Genomic DNA, 19,338 nt, shown 5'->3' on the forward strand with positions numbered 1-19,338 from the left:
CCGTCGGGTCCGGCCGTCAGGGCATCCTGATCACCATGACGAACGCACCTGACGTACGGATCCTGCGCGCCGCCGACCGGACCGCCGAGGCCTGGAAGAACGGCGGGGGAGTCACCCGGCAGATCGCGGCCGGGGCCTGCGGCTCCGGCACGGGCTCTGGTACGGGCCCCGGATCCGGCACCGCCCCCGGCTCCGCGTCCGGCGACTTCGGCTGGCGGGTCAGCCTCGCGGAGGTGGCTGCCGACGGCCCCTTCTCGGTCTTCCCCGGGGTCGATCGCACGCTCACCCTCGCCGAGGGCGCCGGGATGGACCTCACCGTGGACGGAGTACCGCGCCTCGTGGACGAGCGCTACGCGCCCCAGCGCTTCCCGGGGGACGCGGCGACCGGCTGCCGGCTGCTCGCCGGACCCGTCGTGAACTTCAACGTCATGTACCGCCGGGACACCACGCGCGCGGAGGTCGCCGTCGTACGGGGCGACCTCGCCCTGACCGCCCCGCCGGGCGGTGGCGCGCTGCTCGTGGTCTCCCTGGCGGGGCCGGTGTCCGTCGAGGGCGCGCACACCGACCGCGTCGGGCTGGGAACGTACGACGCCCTGCTCGCGACGGGCGGCGAGCAGGGCGTCCTGCACCTGGGCGCGGAAGGCCGCGCGGCGGTGGTCCGGTTCACACCGGCGGGGTAGTACGGGTCAGACGGCGTCGGCGCTCTCGGGCGCCTTCGACGGCACGCTCTTCAGCAGCGGCGCGCTCGTTTCGACCGAACCGGCCTCCACGCGCGGTCCGTGGCCGCCGCGCAGACCCAGCCAGCTGATCACCGCGACCAGCGCGAAGGCGACGGCCCCGATGCCGAAGGTCAGGGTGAAGCCCGATTCGGCGGGCAGCGGCGGAACTCCGGCGGGCAGGTGCTCGATCGTCTTCGACGCCAGGATCGTGGTGACGATGGCGCTGCCGATCGCGCTGCCGGTGGAGCGGGAGATCGAGTTGATGCCGTTGGCGATGCCGCTCTGGTGGTGCGGGACGCTCGCCATGATGACGGCGGGCATGGCCGCGTAGCCGAAGCTGACGGCCGCGCCGACGACGACGCCCGCGCCGATCACCGAGAAGGTGTGCTCGTGGTCCAGGGCCAGCCAGCCGAAGCCCACGGCGCCGAGCCCGGCGGCCACGGCGAGCGCGATCCGCGGTCCGCGGTGGCGGACCAGCTGGCCGCCGACGGGGGAGGCGAGCAGCGAGACGATCGCGCCGGGCAGCAGGAACTGGACGGACGCGCGCAGGATGGACGCGTCGAAGCCGTATCCGGTGAGCGCCTTCGGCATCTGCACGAGGTAGGAGACGCCCAGGAAGTTCGCGAACATGCCGAAGCCGACGAGGATGCCGGCCAGGTTGGCCATCAGCACCGGACGGTGCACGAACATCCGCATGTCGACGAGCGGCTCGCGGACCTTCAGCTCGGTGAACACCCAGACGGCGAACATGACCACGGCGCCCGCGAAGCTGCCCAGCGTGCGGCCCGAGGACCAGCCCCACTCGTGCCCCTGCGAGATCGGCAGCAGGAGCAGCAGCAGCGCGATGCCGAGGGTCAGCGCGCCGAGGATGTCGGTGCGGCCGCCGGTCTTGTGGCGGGTGGCCGGGACGAGGAAGACGACCGCGAGCAGGGCGAGGACGGCGAAGCCGGTCGCCATCCAGAAGGCGTTGCGGTAGTCCGCGTCCTTGCCGGAGGTGAGCAGGCCGGTGGCCACGAGAGCGAGCCCGCTGCCGAACGCGAGCGTGCCGCTGACCAGGGCCATCGCACCGGGAAGCTTCTGCGGGCGGACCTCCTCGCGCAGCACCGACAGCGCCAGCGGGAAGATCGCCGTGGCGGCGCCCTGGAGGACCCGGCCCAGGATCAGCAGCGGGAGCGAGGTCGCCAGCGCGGCGATGACGGATCCGGCGACCATCACGCCGAGGACGGCGATCAGGGTCGGCTTCTTGCCGTGCTGGTCGCCGAAGCGGCCGAGAAGCGGGGTGAAGACCGCGGCGGAGAGCAGGGTGGCGGTGGTCACCCAGCTGACGTTGGCGGTGGAGGTACCGAGATCGGTCCGGATCAGACCCAGGATCGGGACGGGCAGGGTCTGCATCATCGACACGACCATGGCGGCGAGGCTCAGGGCGAAGACGATGACCGTCTCGTTCCTGTGCCCGGCGGCGGCGGGGGCGGATGCGGGGGTGCTCATGGCTGGCAGGACCTTCTCATGGCTTCGTAATGCTCAGGTTCGCTTCAGACCGCGGATGTTTGAGTGCCTCAAGCAACTGGTCAGGAGGATGACGTTAAACCTCGATAGTTAAGGACGTCAAGTAAATGATTGATGACCTCAAGCACTCCGCGTACACTCCAGGCATGAGCGTCACTCCAGACATGACTCCCGGCATGAGCGCCACCACCCCGCACACGCCCGCCAAGCTCCGGCTGCTGGAACTGCTCGCGGCGATCGCCACCGCCCAGTGGCGGGACTTCGCGGCGGCGGCGGCCCGGCACGGCCTCACCTCCACCCAGGCCAAGGCCCTCGCCCAGCTCGACGCGCCGGTCCCGATGCGCGGACTCGCCACCCTGCTGGTGTGTGACGCATCCAACGTCACCGGGATCGTCGACCGGCTCGAAGCCCGCGGGCTGGTCCGGCGCGAGGCGGACCCCGCCGACCGCCGCGTCAAGAACGTCGTGGCCACCGACGCGGGCCGCGAGATCATCCGGCGCGTGCGCGAGGAGATGCAGGCCACGCACGGCGCGCTCGACACCCTCGACGAGGAGGAGAGCGCGACGCTCCACGCCCTGCTGGAGCGGCTGCGCCCGACGATGGAGAGCAAGGCGCTCTGACGGCGCGGCCGCCTTCCACCGGTCGCGGCGGGTTACGCCGTTCCGCGGAAGGTCTGCCGGTAGGCGCGCGGGGACAGCCCCAGCCGCCGTACGAAGGCGGGCCGCAGCGAGACCGCCGAACCGAACCCGCAGCGCGTCGCGACCTCCTCGACCGGCAGGTCCGTCTCCTCCAGCAGCTGCTGGGCCGCCAGTACCCGCTGCTCCAGCAGCCAGCGCAGCGGCGTCGTACCGCAGGCCTCGGCGAACCGGCGCGCGAAGGTGCGCTCGGACATCAGGGCCGCGTCGGCCATCCGCCGGACCGTCCATGGGTCCCCGAGGGCGCCCAGTACCACCGCCCGCGCCCCGGCGAGCGGATCGTCCCGCCCGGCGTCCGGCTCCGGCGGGACCGGAGACGGGATGAACTGGGCCTGGCCCCCCGGCCGGAACGGCGCGGTGACCATCGCCCGCGCGACCGCCGCCGCGGCCCGCTGCCCGTGCGCCGCGCGCACCAGGTGCAGACAGAGGTCGATGCCCGCCGCCACCCCGGCCGAGGTCCAGATCTCCCCGTCCCCGGTGAACAGCACCTCCGGCCGGACGTCGACGCCCGGGTACCGCGCGGCCAGCCGCCCCGTGAGCGACCAGTGGGTGGTGACGGTACGGCCCTCCAGCAGGCCCGCCTCGGCCAGTACGAACGCACCCGCGCACAGCGACGCCAGCGCGACCCCCCGGCCGTGCGCGGCGCGCAGCACCTCCAGCACGGCCGGATCGCGGGCGGCGAGCGGCTCCTCCACCCCGGGAACCAGGATCAGGTCGCACTCCAGCAGCGCGTCCAGACCGTGATCGGGCACCCGCTCCAGGCCGCCGCCGAGCCGGACCCGGGCCGCGGACGGCCCGCACACGCGCAGCTCGACACCCGCCAGGCGGCTCCACACCTCACCGATGACGGCGTAGTCGAAGGCCCGGACCCCGTCGAAGAGCAGGCAGCCGACGGTCCGCGGCGCCCGGAGGGCGGGCACGGCTTCGGGCTCGGGGATGCGGACGGGGGCGGGAGCAACGGGCGCGGCGGACATGGCAGGAATCTATCGATCACCGGCGGTCCGCCCGCTCACGGGCCCCGGCCGGCCCGCACCACGATGGAGCCATGACCAACACCAGCGCATTCGACGCCCCCCTCTCCCTCGACCCCGACGCCGTCCTGATCGTGATCGACGTACAGCGGGGCTTCGAGGACCACACCTTCTGGGGGCGCCGGGACAACCCGGGCGCCGAGAAGAACATGACCGCCCTCACCGACGCCTGGCAGTCCACCGGACGCCCCGTCGTCGTGGTCCAGCACGCGAGTACCGGCGGCCCGCTCCAGCCGGGCACGCCGGGGTACGAGCTGAAGCCCGAGGTCGCCGCCGTCCGGGCCGACCTGTACATCACCAAGACGGTCAACAGCGCCTTCTACGGCACCCCCGACCTGCACGCCTGGCTCTCGGAGCGGGGCGCGAAGCAGGTGGTGATCATCGGCATCATGACCAACGTCTGCAACGAGACCACCGCCCGCATGGCGGGAAACCTCGGCTACGACGCCGTCTTCCCGGCCGACGCGATGCACACCTTCGACATGGCGGGACCCGACGGGGACACCATCCCCGCCGAGGACCTCGCCCGCGCCACCTCGGCCGTCCTGCACCGGATGCGGTTCGCGAAGGTGGTCACCACCGAGGCGGTCCTGGCGGCCTGCTGACGGTCGGCCGGCCATCAGCCGACCAACGGGGTGAGTGTCGAGGTGATCAGGGAGGCGAGGGTGAGCGTGGTGACGAAGGCGACCGCCGCACGCGTGACGGCGGCGGGGTAACCGGCACCAGCGCGCCGGGCCAGACACCCGGCGACGAGGGCGGCCAGGACGGCGACCAGGATGACGTTCGAGGCGGCGAGCAGGATGACGGCGAGGTGTTCTGACACGGCGGATTCTCCCTCTGGACGGGCTTCTGGACGGGCTGTGCGGCTCACTTTCCGGGAAGCCCTGTCCAGCGGGATCCGGCCGGACGAAGATGGACAACGTCGGACACCGGCGGCTGAGTTGGGGATCGCGGTGGAGCAGCGGAGCGCGGGCGGGGGCGGCGCCGGGGACGCGCGCGGCGCCGGGGACGCCGGGGAGAGCGCCGACGAGGCGCGGCGGCGGGGAGCGCTGGCCGAACTGCGGGCGCGTCTGGAGGACGGCCGCGACAAGGCGGACCTGAGCATGACGCAGTGGGCCCGCCGGGCGGGGCTGGGCCGGTCGACCCTGTACGAGGCGCTGAAGGCGGGGGAGCCGCCCTCGGGGAGGGTGGTGGCCGCTCTCGCGAAGTCGCTGGCACTCCCCGTGGAGCCGCTGCTGGAGTTACGTCGCCGGGCCCTGACCCTGCCCGAGGTGCCGCCCGTCCGGGAGCCGCCCGTTCGGGAGTCACCCACCGATCAGCCGCCCGTCGGGGACCGGTCGGCCGGCGCACCTCCGGCCGGGGTGGGGCGGCCGATCGCGCGGTGCGATCCGATCGACCTGGAGGTGCACCCCAGCGCGGACCCCGTCGGCGTGCGCAGCCCCGGGAGCCGGGGAGCCGCCGGTTCCGGCGCCCTGGCGGGGTACGTGCGCCGGGAGCACGACGCGGTGCTGGAGCGGGCGGTGCGCGCGGCCGCCACCGGGACCAGCGCGATGGTGGTGCTGGTGGGGTCCTCCTCGACGGGCAAGACCCGGGCCTGCTGGGAGGCGGTCCAGGCGCTGGCCCCCCACGGGTGGCGGCTGTGGCACCCCTACGACCCGACCCGGGCCGAGGCCGCCCTGGCGGACATCGAACGGGTGGCGCCGCGCACGGTGGTCTGGCTGAACGAGGCGCAGCACTACCTGGGCGCGGACACCGCGACGGGCGAGCGGGTGGCCGCGGCCCTGCGGACCCTGCTGAGCGACCCGGAGCGGGGTCCGGTCCTGGTCCTGGCCACCCTGTGGCCCGACTACGCCCACGCCTACACGGCCCTGCCGGGACCGGCCGCGTCGCGTCCCGCCTCGCAGGTCGGCCAGTTGCTGGAGGGGCGGATCGTCGTCGTTCCGGACGCCTTCGACCAGGCGGCCCTGGGCGCCGCCGCCGACCTGGCCGCGGCGGGCGACGTACAGCTGGCGCGTTCGCTGCCGCTGGTGAGCGACGGGCACCTGACCCAGCAGCTGGCCGGTGCGCCCCAGCTCCTGCACCGTTACCGCGCCGCGGACCCCGCGGCCGGGGCGCTGCTGCGCGCCGCGATGGACGCGCGCCGGCTCGGGGTGGGGCTCCACCTGCCCCACTCCTTCCTGACCGAAGCCGTCACGGACTACCTCACCGAGGCCGAGCACGACACCCTCGCCGACGACTGGGCCGAGCGCGCCTTCGGCTACCTGGCCGCGCCCGTCCACGGAAACCTGGCCCCGCTGCGCCGGGTCCGCCCGCGCCCCCCTCGGCGTACGCCCGGCACCCCGGCGACGGTGCCGGTCCGGCCGGTGGCACCCGCCGGGCCCCTCCACCGGCTCGCGGACTACCTCGAACAGCACGGGCGGACCGAGCGCCGCGCGCTGTGCCCGCCGGAATCGTTCTGGCAGGCGGCCCACGAGCACTTCACGGAGGCCGAGGACGTGTACCGCCTGGCCAACGCGGCGGACGAGCGCCACCGCCTGCGGTGGGCACACCACCTCACCGCACGGGCGGCCGTTCTGGGCCAGCGCCACGCCCTCGTGAAGGTCGCCGACCAGCGTGAGGCGGCGGGGGACCGCGAGGAGGCCGAGCGCCTGTACCTGCGCGCCGCCGAACAAGGCCACACACAGGCCCTGCGCCAGCTCGCGAACAAGCGGGAGAGCGACCTGCGCCGCCCGTATCCGTTCCATCCCTTCTCCAGCGGCCGGAGCGCACCCGCGAGCGCATCCGGGAGAGCACCCACGAGCACACCCGGCGGCGATTTCCCCGCCTTCCGGCCCCGTGGTCCACGGACACCGGGGGAGGACTCGCACCGGGCCGGTTACCTCCGCTTCCCGCCGGATGACGGCGCCTTCCCGTGGTTCCGCCACGGCGCCCACGCGACGCGGGGCGACGCCGCGGAGGAGGACGTCGTACGCCTCTACCGGCTCGCGTCCGACCACGGCAACCCGCACTCCACCCACTGGCTGACGCAGCGGCAGGAGGAGGCGGGGGAGCGGGAGGAAGCCGAGCGCCTCGCCGTCCTGACGGCCGAGCAGGGTCACTCCACCGCCCTGCGGTGGCTGGCGGACCGGCGTGAGGCCGCCGGGGAGCGGGCGGAGGCGGAGCGCCTCGCGCTGCTGGCCGACCGCGATGACCACCGTCCCGAGGGCCTGATGCACCTCGCGAGCGTGCGCGAGAAGGCGGGGGAGCGGGACGATGCCGAACGGCTCGCCCGGCTGGCCGCGCGCGACGGGAACCCCGTCGTGCTGGGCGTGATCGCCGGATACCGCCTCGACGCCGGTGACCGCGAGGACGCCGAACGCCTCTACCGGCTCGCCGCCGACCACGGGGACGCCCACGGGTTCTACAAGCTCGTCCAGCTGCGGGAGGAAGCCGGGGACCACGAGGAAGCGGAACGGCTGGCCCTGCGCAGCGGCGGTCTGGGCCACCTCGCGGAACGGTGGGAGTGGGCCGGGTACCGGGACCACGCCGAGCGCCTCTACCGGCTCGCCGCAGACCGGGGCGCCCCCTGGGCCCTGGTGTCCGCCGCACGGCTGCGGGAACGGGCCGGGGACGACGCGGAGGCCGACCGGCTCTATGTGCTCGCCGCCTCCCACGGCGTCGCCCGGGCCATGGACCGGCTCTCGGAGCTGAGGGAGGAGGCGGGGGACCGGGCGGAGGCCGAGCGTTTCGCGGTCCTGGCCGCCGGACAGCGGGACTACGACGCACTCCACCGGCTCGTGTCGAACCGGGAGCGGGCGGGCGAGGACGGGGAGGCCGTGCGCCTCGCCGTGCTGGCCGCCGACCACGATGACACCCGGGAGCTGAGACGGCTCGCGCTGCGGCGGGAGCGGGCGGGCGAGCACCAGGAGGCCGAGCGCCTCGCTCTCCTCGAAGACGGCGGCAGACGCACGGTCGGATCCGGCGACACCCTGAACACGCTGGTCGTGATGCGGGAGGAAGCGGGTGCCTGGGAGGACGCCGAGCGGCTGGCCCGGCTGGCCGCGGACCGCGGCTGGACGGAGGGCACGACCGCCTGGGAGTGGCGCAGACTGAACTGGCCGTACGGTCTCGACCCGGACGGAACCCGGACCACGCCCTGGGAGTGACGCCCGCCGCCGCGGCCGGAGTGCTCCCACGGCGTGACCCCGTTCCGCCCGGGTCTGGCCCCGGTCGAGGACGGCTACCCGACCAGGCCCGCGACCAGCTGCGAAGGCAGGTACGGGGAGCGGACCGGCACCTCCCAGCCGGCGCGGCGGGCGAGGCAGACCAGTGCCAGGACGTCCAGGTTGAGGGCGGCGTCGGGATCCGAGGCGTTCTCACCCACCTCGTAGTGATCGCGGTGCGCCTCCAGCGCGTCCGCCAGCGCCAGGGCGAAGCCCTCCTCGTCCCCCGCGGTCAGCTGCGAGAGCAGCACCACCGGGGGCGCGAGCTGGTTGAGGTCGCGCGCGCGGAACGCCTCTGTCGCCGCCCGCCGCAGCGCCGGCTCGGCGTCCGCCCCGCGCAGGTGCTCGTGCAGGGCCGTCGCGTACTCCCTGGCCGCCAGGGCGTACCCACCGTAGGCGAGGGGATCCGGGCCGACCCGGACACACTCGGCCAGCAGCCGCTCTTCCCCCGTGACCACGGCCAGCGCCGCGGCCCGCAGCCACTGCACCGGACCCACCCGGTCCCGACGGCCTCCGGCGGGCAGTACGCGCGTCACGCCGCCGACGGTGACCTCCCGCTCGGTGCCCGGCTCGGCCCCGGCCAGCACGAAGGCCGCCGACCCCGCCTCGGCGCCGAGCAGCAGCGCCGCGCGCCCGCGCTCGTCGGGCCCGTCGGTGTCGACCGCCAGCCGCCTCTGGCAGAGCTGGTACTGATGGTCCATCACCCGGGTCAGCCGCCGCATGAGGTTCACCGGCTCCTGCCCGGGATCGCCGAACTCCGCCGCGCTACGGGTCAGGTACTCCTCGTACTCCGCGGGATCGCCGGCTCCGGCTCGCTCCGGTGGCCGCGGCCGGTCCACCACCAGCGGACCGGCCGCCAGCGCAGCGACGGCGTCCGCCCGCTTGTCCGCGCCGAAGGCCCGCACCCGGGGCACGGGCGGGGCGAAACCGCCGATGGGTCCCGCGGGCAGGTAGTCGGAGTCGACGCCCGGCTGCCAGCCGTTCCACCGCTGGGCCATCGCGGCGAGCGCCAGGGCGTCCATGGGCAGCAAGGTGCGCGGAGCGGGATTCCCCGCCCCCGCGTGCCGCTCCCGGTACTCCGCCAACTGCGCGGCCAGCGCCTCGCCGAAGGCGTCCCGGTCCCCCGCCGCCAGGGCCCGCAGCGTCGCGAGCGCCGCCCGGTGGTGGGGCCGGTCGGTGCCCGGGCCCAGCTCCCGGACCAGGGCGTCGATCCGCGCACTGCGCTGCTCGTCGGACACGGGACCCGGTTCACCGGCCGTCCCGGGGTCCTCGATCTCGCCGTAGACGAAGGCCAGCAGGGCGTGGACCAGCGCCACATCGGCCCGGTCCTCGTGACCCCGGCGGGTCACCGCCGTCTCGACGAAGAGCTGTCCGTCCCGGTCGGTGTCACCGGCGACGAACGCGAGGAAGAAGGCGTCCAGCCAGTCGTAGGCGGGGACTTCACGGCCGCGGCCGTCCTTGTCGTACACCACGCCGGTACCGGTGTACTCGATGAACACGTCCCCCACCCGCGACGGCCGCGCGGTCAGCGCGAACGAGCCCGTCGCCGCCGCCGCGGCCGACTCGAAGGCCAGCTTGCAGTCCCTCCCGGTGAGCGAGGGGTTCGCCACCGACCGGGCCCCCAGGTAGTCGAGGAAGGACTCGCAGACCATCTCCCAGCCGTATTCCGGGGATTCGTCGTGCTGCATCCGGTGCACGTCACCGGCCATCCGCTCGGCGAAATCCGTCACCGCGGCGGACAGCGCCGCCTCCCCGACCGCATGGCGCTCGATGTGCACCGCGTACCTCCCACAACTCCCCGCCGGATGCCGTCATCCGATCTTGTCCGTCCAGCATAGGAGGGGGGGCTGACACCACGTCCGGACCGCCCGCGCCCCAGCGCCCCGGCTGCCGCGCGCCCTTAATCGTTACCGGTCAGCGGGGGTCCCCGGGCAGACTGAGGGCTCGCAACCAGGAGGAATCCCATGAGCCAGGCGCCCCTGACTCTCAAAGAACTGATGCCGCCCGACGAGCTCGCGGCGGCCCTCGATGCCGGGCACGTCACCCGCAAATCGCATCCCGAACTACCGCTGTCGATCTACACCTACTCGCGGACCTGCCAGTACGAGCGGGTCTGGAACCGGGTCACCACCCGCTGCCGGGGACTGGTCGCCGACGACGCGACCGGTGAGATCGTCGCGCTGCCCCTGCCGAAGTTCTTCAACGTCGGAGAGCACACGGCCGGTCAGCCCTACGCGCCCGCCCTGCCGGACGAGCCGTTCGAGGTGTACGAGAAGGTCGACGGGAGCCTCGCGGTCGTCTTCCACTACGCGGGAGCGTGGCGGGTCGCGTCCAAGGGCTCGTTCATCAGCGAGCAGGCCACCTGGGCCCAGCGGCACCTCGACGCCAAGGACACCACCGCGCTGACCCCGGGCGTGACCTACCTGGCCGAGGTCCTCTACCCGCAGAACCGGATCGTCGTCGACTACGGCGACCGCCGGGACCTGGTGCTGCTCGCGGCGATGGGCCCGGACGGCACCGAACTGCCGCTCGCACGGGCCGCGCAGGACTGGCAGGGCATAGGTTCCGTCGTCACGGCGTGGCCCGCCATGCCGCTGGCCGAGCTGATCGCGCTGACCGAGTCCAGCACGCTGCCCGGAGGCGGCGCGGCGACCGGCACCGACGCCGAGGGCTACGTCCTGCGCTACGCCTCCGGGGTCCGGGTGAAGGCCAAGATCGCCGAATACGTACGCCTCCACAAGGTGCTGACCGGCGTCACCGAACGCGATATCTGGCGCGGGCACGGCATCCAGCGGTTCGCCGCGCTGCCCGCACGGCAGGTCGCCCAGGGCCTCGGCTGCTCGCTCGCCGAGGTACGGGCCCACGGCGGCGCACCGCTCGACGCGCTCCTCGAACAGGTCCCGGACGAATTCGACACCTGGGTCCGCGAGATGATCGCGGGGATGGAACGCGCCGCGGCCGACCGCGAACGCGCCATCGACGAGGCCTTCCGGGAGATCGCGCACCTCGGCGACGACCGGGGAGCCTTCGCCCGCGCCACCCGCGCCGTGACCGATCCGGGCATCCGGGCGGCCATGTTCCTGCGGTTCGACGGGCGGCCGACCGACCTCGTCACCTGGCGGGCGGTGCGGCCGCAGGCGTCCGACCCGTTCACGACCGATGAGGAGAACTGACCAGTGCCTGTCGTACACGTCATGACGGGGCTGCCCGCGTCGGGCAAGACCACCGCCGCGCGCTCGCTCCAGGAGGAGTCCGGGGGCCGGATGCGCCGCGTCAACCTCGACGACCTGCGGGCCATGCTCGACGTCCCCGCTCAGGACGGGGAGCGGTCGTTCGCCCACGAACAGACGGTCCTCGCGATCCAGGACGCCGCGGTGCGCACCGCCGTCGAGGGCGGCTTCGACGTGGTCGTCGACAACACCCACCTGACGCAGCACGTCCCCAAGCGGCTGAAGGCGGCCGTCGCGGGCCGGGCCGCCTTCGTCGTCCACGACTTCACCGGCGTGCCGGTCGAGGAATGCGTACGCCGGGACGCGGAGCGGGAGCGGTCCGTCGGCGAGGAGATCATCCGGATCCTCGCCGAGAAGCATGCGAAGGCCACCAAGGGCGGCTGGCGGCTCACCGAGGCCTGGCTGAACGACCAGCCGGACGTACGGCCCTACGTCGCCGACCCGGCGCTGCCGGCCGCCGTGATGTGCGACATCGACGGGACGCTGGCGATCCGGGGCGACCGCGGCCCGTACGACTTCTCGCGGTGCGGGACCGACCTCCTCAACCCGTCGGTCCGGCACGCCCTGACCGCGTTCCGGCGGGCCGACGGCGACACCATCGTGCTGTTGTCCGGGCGCAGCGAGGAACACCGTCCGCAGACGGAGGAATGGCTCGCGCGGTACGAAGTGCCCTACGACGAGCTGTGGATGCGGGCGTCCGGGGACCACCGGCAGGACGACATCGTCAAGGCCGAACTCTTCGACCGGCACGTTCGGAGCCGCTTCGCGGTCCGGGTCTCGCTGGACGACCGGGACCGGGTGGTCGCCATCTGGCGCCGGATGGGCCTGCCCACCTGGCAGGTCAACTACGGCGCCTTCTGACCGGACCGCGCGCCGAACCAGCGCCGGACCGCCCCGCCGTGCCCCCCGACAGGGCGCGGCGGGGACCCGCGCGGACTCCTCACGCCTGATCGGAGTCCTCGCGGGGCTCCTCCTCCGCCCCCTCCCCGTGGCCCGCCGGACAGGGCGGGCACAGGCGGGCGTACACGGCCATGACCTCCTCCACCGTCTGGTTCCGCTTGCGCACGCACGCCGCCTTCCGCGACTCCTCCTTGCACACCAGCTCGGCCCGCGCCCCCTCCAGGACGGCGATGGCCTGCCAGCCCTTGAGCACGCACAGCAGCACCTTGCACAGGCATTCCACATAGGCCGATACGTTGGCGAAGCCGCGCCACGCGTCATGGATCCGGCGCAGCAGCACCAGCAGCCGCGCGTACAGCCGGACGACGTCCTTGCCCACGACCGGGTCGGCGGCGTCGGTGAGCAACTGCGCCGCGTCCGTCCGGATCTTCGCGGCCCGCTCCGGCAGCGCCGTCAGCTCCCCGTCCAGGGAGACGAAGCACGCCGTGTCGCGCACGACCTCCGCGGTGTACCGGGCGATCCGCGCCGACAGGGTCGCGACCGTGTCCTCGTCCCCGACCTCGTCGTCGAACACGCAGTCGCACTCGTCCACACAGCAGCCCCAGCCGTCCGAGCACGCGCTGATCTCCTCGAACACCTCGTCCACGGCCTCGCGCAGACAGTGCCGCTGCTCGGGCGTGATGCGGCAGCGGATCTGCTCGCGGACCCGGTCGAGGACCTCGCCCGCCGCGTCCAGATCGGCCTGGGCGGTGTGCCGGGCCTTGGTGTACTCCACGCGCGCGGCGCCCAGCTTCTCCTGGAACTCCCGCAGCTGCGGCAGGTGTTCCTGGGTGACCTCGGCCCGGCGCTGGATCCCCTTCGCGCTGCACGCGAGGGCGTCGATGGCGCCGAGGTCACAGTCGGTGCCGGCCGGCCGGGGGTGCGAGGTGCTGCTCATGAGGGCTCTCCTTCTCGAAGGGGCAGGCGCACCGAGTGTGGGCCGCGGGGTGTCACCGGTCCGTCGCCCGCGCCCCGCAACGCCCGCGTGACGGGGCGGCCCGCAGCATCGGAGCATGGCTGGATACCGGGCACTCGCCGCCGTGGGGCGCAGCGTCGTGACGCTGCTCAACGCGGGCTTCCGCGCGGAGATCCCCGACGGGCCCCGCCGCCCGGTGGCGGTCCTCGCCGGGCCCGTCGACTTCGACCGGGTGGGCAGCACGGACGCCGTCATCCGCCGCCCCGCGGTGTCCGTCTACTGCTACCGGCTGAGCGTCGACCACGACACCCGGCCCGCGTGGGCGGCCCTGGCCGCGCAGGACGGGCTGCCCCGGCTGCCGCTGCGGATGCACCTGCTCCTCGCCGCCTGGGACGAGTTCGTGGAGAGCGAGCTGGAATGGCTCGGCCTCGCCGTGCGGATCATGGAGAGCGCGGGCCCCCTCACCGGGCCCCTCCTCGATCCCACCGGCGACTGGCTGCCGGGGGACTCCGTCCAGGTCGTGCCCGACGAGCTGGCGATGGACTCGATGAGCGAGGCCTTCCAGGCGATGACCACCGACTACCGGCTCTCCCTTCCCTACCTCGCGCGGGTCGTGCGCATCGACGGCCGCCGCTTCCCGGTTCCCGGCGAGGTCACCACGGTCGCCGTCGCGACCTCGGAGCCGCCGCGATGAGCGCCGGCCCGGGCGCGGACCCGGACCGGTGGAGTGCGGACCGGTGGGGCGCGGGTCCGGACCGGCCGCTCGCCCTCGCCGCCGGGGCGGCCGGGGTGGCCGCCGTACTGCACCGGCTCGCCCTCGCCGTGCGCCCGCTCGACGCCCACACCCGGGCCCCGGCCGGTCCCGGGGTGCGCGTCGGCTGGGAATCCGGCCGGGTCCCCGGCCGCCGCCCCCGGCCGGAGGGGCCCGTCCGCTCCCTGGAGCGCCACGAAGCGGCCGGGTTCGTCCTGCGGTACGGGACCTCGGGCGCCCCGGGCGAGATCGGCGCCGCCGTGCGCGTACGGATCGACGACCCGGCCCGCCGCTGGATCCCGCGGCGGTTCTCCGTACCGCTGTGGACCCGCGCCGAGCTGGCCGGCGCCGACACCAGCCCGCCCACCGCGCCCCCGGTCCGCGCCGACGCCCGGCTGCTGCTGCCCTGGATGCTGCCCGGCCCCGCCTACCCGCTCCCGCAGGGCATGACGGGCCTGCGGCTGCGTGTCACCCGCCCGGGCCGGGGACCGGGGCCGGACACCCCCGTGCGGTGGCCGCGGGTGGAGGCGTACGGCCCGGGCGGGGTGCTCGTCGGCTGGGGCCATGGGGACGAGCACGGAGAGGTGCTGCTGCTGATCGGCGGCGGCGCGCCCCTGCCCTTCCCGCCGCCGCCCCGCTTCGACGTCGCGCTGCGCACCCACGCCCCGGACCCGGACCCCGACCCGGGCCCGGCGGCCCCGCCGGACGACCCCCTCGACCCCCTCGACCCCCTGGACCCCCTCGACGGCCTCGTGGCCGAGGCCGTCGAGCGCAGCACCTCCCCGCCCCGGCCCCAGGACCTCGACAACGACGTGCTGCGCGGCCTCGCACCGCCGCCCGGATACCGCACCTGCGCCGTGGACACCGTCCGCACCCTCACCGTCGGCCAGGTGGTTCCCGCCGGCGATCTGTCCCACACCACCGACCGGCCCGTGACCGAGGAGAGCCGTACATGCCCGAGTACCTGACCCCCGGCGTCTATGTCGAGGAGACCAGCTTCCGCTCCCGGTCCATCGAGGGCGTACCGACCAGCACCTTCGCCATGGCGGGCCGCACCGCGTACGGTCCGGTGCCCTACAGCCTGCCCGAGGGCGGACCCACCGTGCTGCCCGCGCCGACCCTGGTCACCAGCTACACCGAGTACGAACGGGCCTTCGGCGGCCTGACCATCGGTGAGGACAACTGCCACCTCGCGCTCGCCGCCCGGGCCTTCTTCGCCAACGGCGGCCGACGGCTCTACGTCTCCCGGGTCTTCACCTTCACCCGGACCGCCGGGACACCCCCCGTCATCGACGTCCCCCGCAACTTCGCCTCCGTCCCCGTCCCCGCGCAGGGCGCGCCACTGGTCCGGTGGCGGGCGCGCTGGCCCGGTTCGGCGGGCTCGCGGATCAGCGTCGCCGTGACCTTCCGCCGCGGCAAGAACATCCTCGTCCCCCGTACGGGCGCCCTGCCGCGGCTCACCGGGGTGCGCCCCGGCGCCGCGGTGGAGGTCGTCCCGCTCGCCGGGGGCGAGGCCCCGGTCCTGCCCGACAGCACGGCGCCGGTCCCGGGGAACGTCCGGATCGTGGCCCGCCGCGCCGACGGTGAGCTGGGCTACCTCGGCGCCCAGGGCGCCTTCGAGCCGGTCGCCGCCGGTACCGCCGCCTTCCACCTCACCCTCGCCGTCACCGTGCGCTCCGAGGGCGAGCGCACCGATGTGTACAACGAACTGGAGCTGGACGACGCCCACCCCCGGTCGGTGGCCCGCGTCCTGCAAGCGGCCGACCCGGCCGACGAGTTCGCCCTGGTCTGGCTGGAGAACGTACCGCCGGCGACCGGCGCGCAGCCGGTGACCGCGGGCGCCCGGCTCACCGCGCTCCTCACCCCCGCGCAGGGCCTCTACCTGACCGGCGGCGGCGACGGGGACGCGCTCACCGCGGCCGACCTCGGCGGCCGCGACGCCAATCCGGACAGCCTCACCGACCCCGCCCGCGGCCTCGGCGCGCTCGCGGAGATCGATGACATCGCCATCGTCGCCGTCCCGGACACCGTCACCCTCGACGCCGCGGAGCAGAAGAGCGCGGTGGACCTCCTCATCGGGCACTGCGAGCGACTGCGCTACCGGATGGCGGTCATCGATCCGCCCCCGGACAGCTCGGTCTCCGAAGTGCGCCGCTTCCGGGCCCAGTTCGACACCAAGTACGCCGCCCTCTACTACCCGTGGGTGCGGATCACCGACCCGGCCCGCCGCGCCGACCCCGGGGCCCCGGCCGCCCTCCTGGACGTACCGCCCTCGGGCTACGTCGCCGGGATCTATGCCCGCAGCGACATCGAGCGCGGTGTGCACAAGGCCCCCGCCAACGAGGTCCTCCTCGGCATCGACGACTTCACCACGAACGTGACCTACGACCGCCAGGCCGTGCTCAACCCCGAAGGCATCAACGCCCTGCGGTTCTTCGAGGGCCGCGCCCGCCGCGTCTGGGGCGCCCGGACCATGAGCTCCGACCCCGAGTGGAAGTACGTGAACGTCCGCAGGCTCTTCATCTACCTGGAGCACTCGATCGACAAGTCGACCCAGTGGGCGGTGTTCGAGCCCAACAACGAACGGCTGTGGGCCTCCGTCCGACAGTCGGTCGAGGACTTCCTGATCGCCACCTGGCGGACCGGCGCGCTCCTGGGCAGCAAACCCGAGGACGCGTTCTTCGTCCGCTGCGACCGCACCACCATGACGCAGAACGACCTGGACAACGGACGGCTGGTCTGCCTGGTCGGCGTGGCCCCCACCTACCCCGCCGAGTTCGTCGTGTTCCGCGTCGGACAGTTCACGGCCGACGCCCAGCGCGCCTGACGCGCCCCGAGACCAGCAGCCGGAAGACCAGGAGACAGACCCATGGCCACGCGCACCAACCCCTACGGAGCCTTCAACTTCCTCGTCCAGCTGGGCAATACGAGCGCCGGCATCGAAGGGGACATCGGCGGCGGCTTCTCCGATTTCAGCGGAGCGGGGAACGAGGTGAAGTTCTCCGAGTACCGCAACGGGAACGACCAGTTCAACCACGTCCGCAAGATCGCCAACACCAACACCACCGACGACATCACCCTCAAGCGCGGCATCATCGGCGACCTGCGCCTGTTCCAGTGGATCGCCGACACCCGCAGCGGCCTCTACCGCCCCCTCACCGTGATCGTCACGCTCAACGACGAGGGCCACACCTCCGTCTGTTCCTGGCGGCTGAACTTCGCCCAGCCCAAGAAATGGGTCGGCCCCACCCTCCAGGGCAAGGGCGGCGGCGAGGTGGCCATGGAGGAGCTGCACCTCGTCGCGGAATCCATCGACTTCCTGTCGGCCTCCTCGTGACCCCCGCCGGACCGCGGCTCGGCGCCCCCGGTGTGTACCGGGACGCGCGCCGCCCCGCGCCCGCCCCAGGCCCGGTGCGCCTGGACATCGCCGGGTTCGTCGGGGTGGCCCCGCGCGGCCCCGTCGACACCCCGGTCGCCGTCGACCGCTGGACGGACTACCTGGACCGCTTCGGCGGCTTCGAGGGCCCGGGCCTGCTGCCCTACGCGGTACGGGCGTTCTTCGCCCAGGGCGGAGTCCGCGCCCATGTGCTGCGCGTGTCCCCCCTCCCGCGCGCCCCGCACCCCGCGGCCGAAGCGGCCCACGCGCTGCACCGGACCCGGCTCGGGGACGGAACCGGTGCGGGGACGGGTGCGGGGCGCGGCCCCGAGGTGGACCTGCGGGCCCGCGACGAGGGCGGCTGGGGCGGGCGGCTCTCGGTCCGCTGGGAGTTCACCGGGTCCGAGCAGTTCGAGGCCGTCGTGACCGGCCGGGAGCTGGCCCTGCCCGAGGCCCGGACCCCGCCCGCCGGAAGCGTGCTGCGCCTGCGGGGCGCCGGACTGCCCGCCGCCGGGAGCCTCTTCCGCGTCACCGGGTTCGGGGACGCGCCCACCGGCCCCGGCCCCAGGGGGCCGCGGCGCCGGACCGCCGTCCTGGACCGGCCGCCCCTCACCGGCCCCGGCGGCCGGACCGTCACGCTGACCGTGGAGGCCGAGGCCGTCACCCTCACGGTCACGGTCACCGACCCCGACCCGGCGCGCCCCCGCCAGGAACGCTTCGCCGGGCTCGGGCTCGCCCCCGGCCACCCCCGCGCCGCCGCCGCGGTGCTGGCCGCCGAATCCCTCCTCGTCACCCCCGCCGGGACCTGGCCCGAGACCCTGCTGCCCCCCGACGGCCGGCTCGGGTCCGTACTGTCCCGGCCCGTCCGTCCCGGTCTCGACCGCTACGCGGACATCGGCCCCGACAGCTTCCAGGGCCCCGGCCCCGTCGACCTGCTGCCGACCGGCGGCAGCGAGAGCGCGGAGGAGCCCGGCGGGGGCCCGCTTCCGGCCGTCGGCATGGACCGGATGGCACTGGTCACCGAGGTCGCCCTGCTGGCCGTGCCCGACCTGCTCTGGGAGCACAGCGAGGCCCCGCAGAGCACCGAACTCCCGGCCCGGACCGCGCCCGGCGCGGTCTTCGCACCGTGCCCGCCCCCGCCGGTGGCGCTGACCTCCCGCCCCGCCGCCGTACGGGAGTTCCTGCTGGACGGAGCGACGGAACTGCCCGAGATCCTGCGCCGCCAGCAACGGCTCGTGGCCCTCGCCGAGCGGCAGCGGCGCTTCGTCGCGCTGCTCGACGTACCGCCCCGGATGCCCGTCCGCGCCGTCGCCCGCTGGCGCGCCGCCTTCGACAGCTCGTACGCCGCCGCCCACCACCCGTGGCTCGGCGTATCGCCCGCCGACGACCCGCGGGGCGCCGCCGTCCTCGTCCCGCCCTGCGGCTTCGCGGCGGGCATCATCGCCGAGCGGGAACGGCGCCTCGGCCTGCCCTGGGGACCGGCCAACGAACTCGCCGCCGACGCCGTGACCGCCGCCCAGCGGCTCGACGAGGCCGACCACGACCCGCTGCACCTGCTCGGCGTCGACGTCTTCCGGGCCGAGCGCGACGGCTTCCGGCTCGCCTCCGCCCGTACCCTCTCCGGCGATCCCGACTACCGCCAGCTGAGCGTCCGGCGGCTGATGACCATGCTGCGCCTCGCCCTCGACCGGCAGGCCCAGGCCCTGGCCTTCGAACCGCACTCGCCCGGACTGCGCGCCGAACTGCGGGGGACCGTCGTGCAGTTGCTGCGCGGACTGCACCGCTCCGGGGCGTTCGCGGGCGAGCGCGAGGAGGACTCCTTCTTCGTGCACTGCGACGAACGCCTCAACCCGCCCTGGTCCCAGGGCCTCGGGCGGCTGGTGGCGGAGATCGGGGTCGCCCCGGCGCGGCCCCTGGAGTACCTCGTCCTGCGGATCGCGCAGGACGGCGACGGCGCCGTGACGGTGGGGTGA

At 74.5% G+C, this 19,338-nt stretch carries 16 protein-coding genes; 11 read left to right on the forward strand and 5 right to left on the reverse strand.

Annotated elements, in window-relative coordinates; translation table 11 throughout:
• The first annotated feature begins 35 nt into the window (after positions 1–35).
• Positions 36–680, forward strand: a complete 645-nt coding sequence (locus OHS33_RS32760; RefSeq protein WP_330334038.1) for a HutD/Ves family protein — start codon at positions 36–38, stop codon at positions 678–680.
• Between the two features lie 6 nt (positions 681–686).
• On the opposite strand, the gene OHS33_RS32765 is transcribed toward OHS33_RS32760, so the two are convergent.
• Complete coding sequence (locus tag OHS33_RS32765; RefSeq protein ID WP_330334039.1) at positions 687–2,207, reverse strand: MFS transporter; 1,521 nt, start codon at positions 2,205–2,207, stop codon at positions 687–689.
• A 194-nt stretch (positions 2,208–2,401) separates the two neighbouring features.
• On the opposite strand from OHS33_RS32765, the gene OHS33_RS32770 reads away from it, so the two are divergent.
• Complete coding sequence (locus OHS33_RS32770) at positions 2,402–2,845, forward strand: MarR family winged helix-turn-helix transcriptional regulator (protein WP_330335296.1); 444 nt, start codon at positions 2,402–2,404, stop codon at positions 2,843–2,845.
• A 32-nt stretch (positions 2,846–2,877) separates the two neighbouring features.
• On the opposite strand, the gene OHS33_RS32775 is transcribed toward OHS33_RS32770, so the two are convergent.
• The gene (locus tag OHS33_RS32775; protein WP_330334040.1) at positions 2,878–3,894 is read right to left on the reverse strand and encodes a GlxA family transcriptional regulator; all 1,017 of its coding nucleotides are present in this window, start codon (positions 3,892–3,894) and stop codon (positions 2,878–2,880) included.
• A gap of 71 nt (positions 3,895–3,965) precedes the next feature.
• Here OHS33_RS32775 and OHS33_RS32780 point away from each other — a divergent pair, with 71 nt between their 5' ends.
• Complete coding sequence (locus OHS33_RS32780; RefSeq protein ID WP_330334041.1) at positions 3,966–4,556, forward strand: cysteine hydrolase family protein; 591 nt, start codon at positions 3,966–3,968, stop codon at positions 4,554–4,556.
• A gap of 14 nt (positions 4,557–4,570) precedes the next feature.
• Here OHS33_RS32780 and OHS33_RS32785 read toward each other — a convergent pair whose 3' ends face one another.
• Positions 4,571–4,774, reverse strand: coding sequence for a hypothetical protein (locus OHS33_RS32785; protein ID WP_330334042.1), 204 nt, complete (start codon positions 4,772–4,774; stop codon positions 4,571–4,573).
• 130 nt (positions 4,775–4,904) lie between these two features.
• Between OHS33_RS32785 and OHS33_RS32790 the strand changes: the two genes are divergently transcribed.
• A complete protein-coding gene (locus OHS33_RS32790) occupies positions 4,905–8,096 on the forward strand; it encodes a tetratricopeptide repeat protein (RefSeq protein WP_330334043.1) in 3,192 nt (1,063 codons plus the stop codon).
• Between the two features lie 74 nt (positions 8,097–8,170).
• On the opposite strand, the gene OHS33_RS32795 is transcribed toward OHS33_RS32790, so the two are convergent.
• Positions 8,171–9,931 (reverse strand): immunity 49 family protein, encoded by a 1,761-nt coding sequence (locus OHS33_RS32795; protein WP_330334044.1) that lies wholly within the window; start codon positions 9,929–9,931, stop codon positions 8,171–8,173.
• Between the two features lie 186 nt (positions 9,932–10,117).
• Between OHS33_RS32795 and OHS33_RS32800 the strand changes: the two genes are divergently transcribed.
• Together OHS33_RS32800 and OHS33_RS32805 are read left to right on the forward strand one after the other, a co-directional pair.
• A complete protein-coding gene (locus OHS33_RS32800; protein ID WP_330334045.1) occupies positions 10,118–11,326 on the forward strand; it encodes a T4 RnlA family RNA ligase in 1,209 nt (402 codons plus the stop codon).
• A 3-nt stretch (positions 11,327–11,329) separates the two neighbouring features.
• Positions 11,330–12,244, forward strand: a complete 915-nt coding sequence (locus OHS33_RS32805) for a phosphatase domain-containing protein (protein WP_330334046.1) — start codon at positions 11,330–11,332, stop codon at positions 12,242–12,244.
• A gap of 79 nt (positions 12,245–12,323) precedes the next feature.
• On the opposite strand, the gene OHS33_RS32810 is transcribed toward OHS33_RS32805, so the two are convergent.
• Positions 12,324–13,220 carry a hypothetical protein gene (locus OHS33_RS32810; protein WP_330334047.1) on the reverse strand — a complete coding sequence of 299 codons (897 nt, stop codon included), beginning with the start codon at positions 13,218–13,220 and terminating at the stop codon, positions 12,324–12,326.
• Between the two features lie 115 nt (positions 13,221–13,335).
• Here OHS33_RS32810 and OHS33_RS32815 point away from each other — a divergent pair, with 115 nt between their 5' ends.
• The 5 genes from OHS33_RS32815 to OHS33_RS32835 are packed head-to-tail and all read left to right on the forward strand — an operon-like array spanning position 13,336 to position 19,338.
• Entirely contained in the window at positions 13,336–13,932 is a 597-nt protein-coding gene (locus tag OHS33_RS32815) for a Pvc16 family protein (RefSeq protein ID WP_330334048.1), read from the forward strand.
• Entirely contained in the window at positions 13,929–14,957 is a 1,029-nt protein-coding gene (locus tag OHS33_RS32820) for a hypothetical protein (RefSeq protein WP_330334049.1), read from the forward strand. Before OHS33_RS32815 ends, OHS33_RS32820 begins: the two co-directional genes overlap by 4 nt.
• Positions 14,942–16,816, forward strand: coding sequence for a phage tail sheath family protein (locus tag OHS33_RS32825; protein WP_330334050.1), 1,875 nt, complete (start codon positions 14,942–14,944; stop codon positions 16,814–16,816). The genes OHS33_RS32820 and OHS33_RS32825 overlap by 16 nt, the downstream gene beginning before the upstream one ends.
• A gap of 42 nt (positions 16,817–16,858) precedes the next feature.
• A complete protein-coding gene (locus OHS33_RS32830) occupies positions 16,859–17,326 on the forward strand; it encodes a phage tail protein (protein ID WP_330334051.1) in 468 nt (155 codons plus the stop codon).
• On the forward strand, positions 17,323–19,338 hold the full coding sequence (locus OHS33_RS32835) for a phage tail sheath C-terminal domain-containing protein (RefSeq protein ID WP_330334052.1): 2,016 nt from the start codon (positions 17,323–17,325) through the stop codon (positions 19,336–19,338). The genes OHS33_RS32830 and OHS33_RS32835 overlap by 4 nt, the downstream gene beginning before the upstream one ends.

The organism is Streptomyces sp. NBC_00536 (assembly GCF_036346295.1).
Taxonomy (GTDB): Bacteria; Actinomycetota; Actinomycetes; order Streptomycetales; family Streptomycetaceae; genus Streptomyces.

Coding starts and splice junctions, on each gene's coding strand:
- OHS33_RS32760 (WP_330334038.1), top strand. CDS start 36: ATGACGAACGCACCTGACGTACGGATCCTGCGCGCCGCCGACCGGACC.
- OHS33_RS32765 (WP_330334039.1), bottom strand. CDS start 2,207: ATGAGCACCCCCGCATCCGCCCCCGCCGCCGCCGGGCACAGGAACGAG.
- OHS33_RS32770 (WP_330335296.1), top strand. CDS start 2,402: ATGAGCGCCACCACCCCGCACACGCCCGCCAAGCTCCGGCTGCTGGAA.
- OHS33_RS32775 (WP_330334040.1), bottom strand. CDS start 3,894: ATGTCCGCCGCGCCCGTTGCTCCCGCCCCCGTCCGCATCCCCGAGCCC.
- OHS33_RS32780 (WP_330334041.1), top strand. CDS start 3,966: ATGACCAACACCAGCGCATTCGACGCCCCCCTCTCCCTCGACCCCGAC.
- OHS33_RS32800 (WP_330334045.1), top strand. CDS start 10,118: ATGAGCCAGGCGCCCCTGACTCTCAAAGAACTGATGCCGCCCGACGAG.
- OHS33_RS32810 (WP_330334047.1), bottom strand. CDS start 13,220: ATGAGCAGCACCTCGCACCCCCGGCCGGCCGGCACCGACTGTGACCTC.
- OHS33_RS32815 (WP_330334048.1), top strand. CDS start 13,336: ATGGCTGGATACCGGGCACTCGCCGCCGTGGGGCGCAGCGTCGTGACG.
- OHS33_RS32820 (WP_330334049.1), top strand. CDS start 13,929: ATGAGCGCCGGCCCGGGCGCGGACCCGGACCGGTGGAGTGCGGACCGG.
- OHS33_RS32825 (WP_330334050.1), top strand. CDS start 14,942: ATGCCCGAGTACCTGACCCCCGGCGTCTATGTCGAGGAGACCAGCTTC.
- OHS33_RS32830 (WP_330334051.1), top strand. CDS start 16,859: ATGGCCACGCGCACCAACCCCTACGGAGCCTTCAACTTCCTCGTCCAG.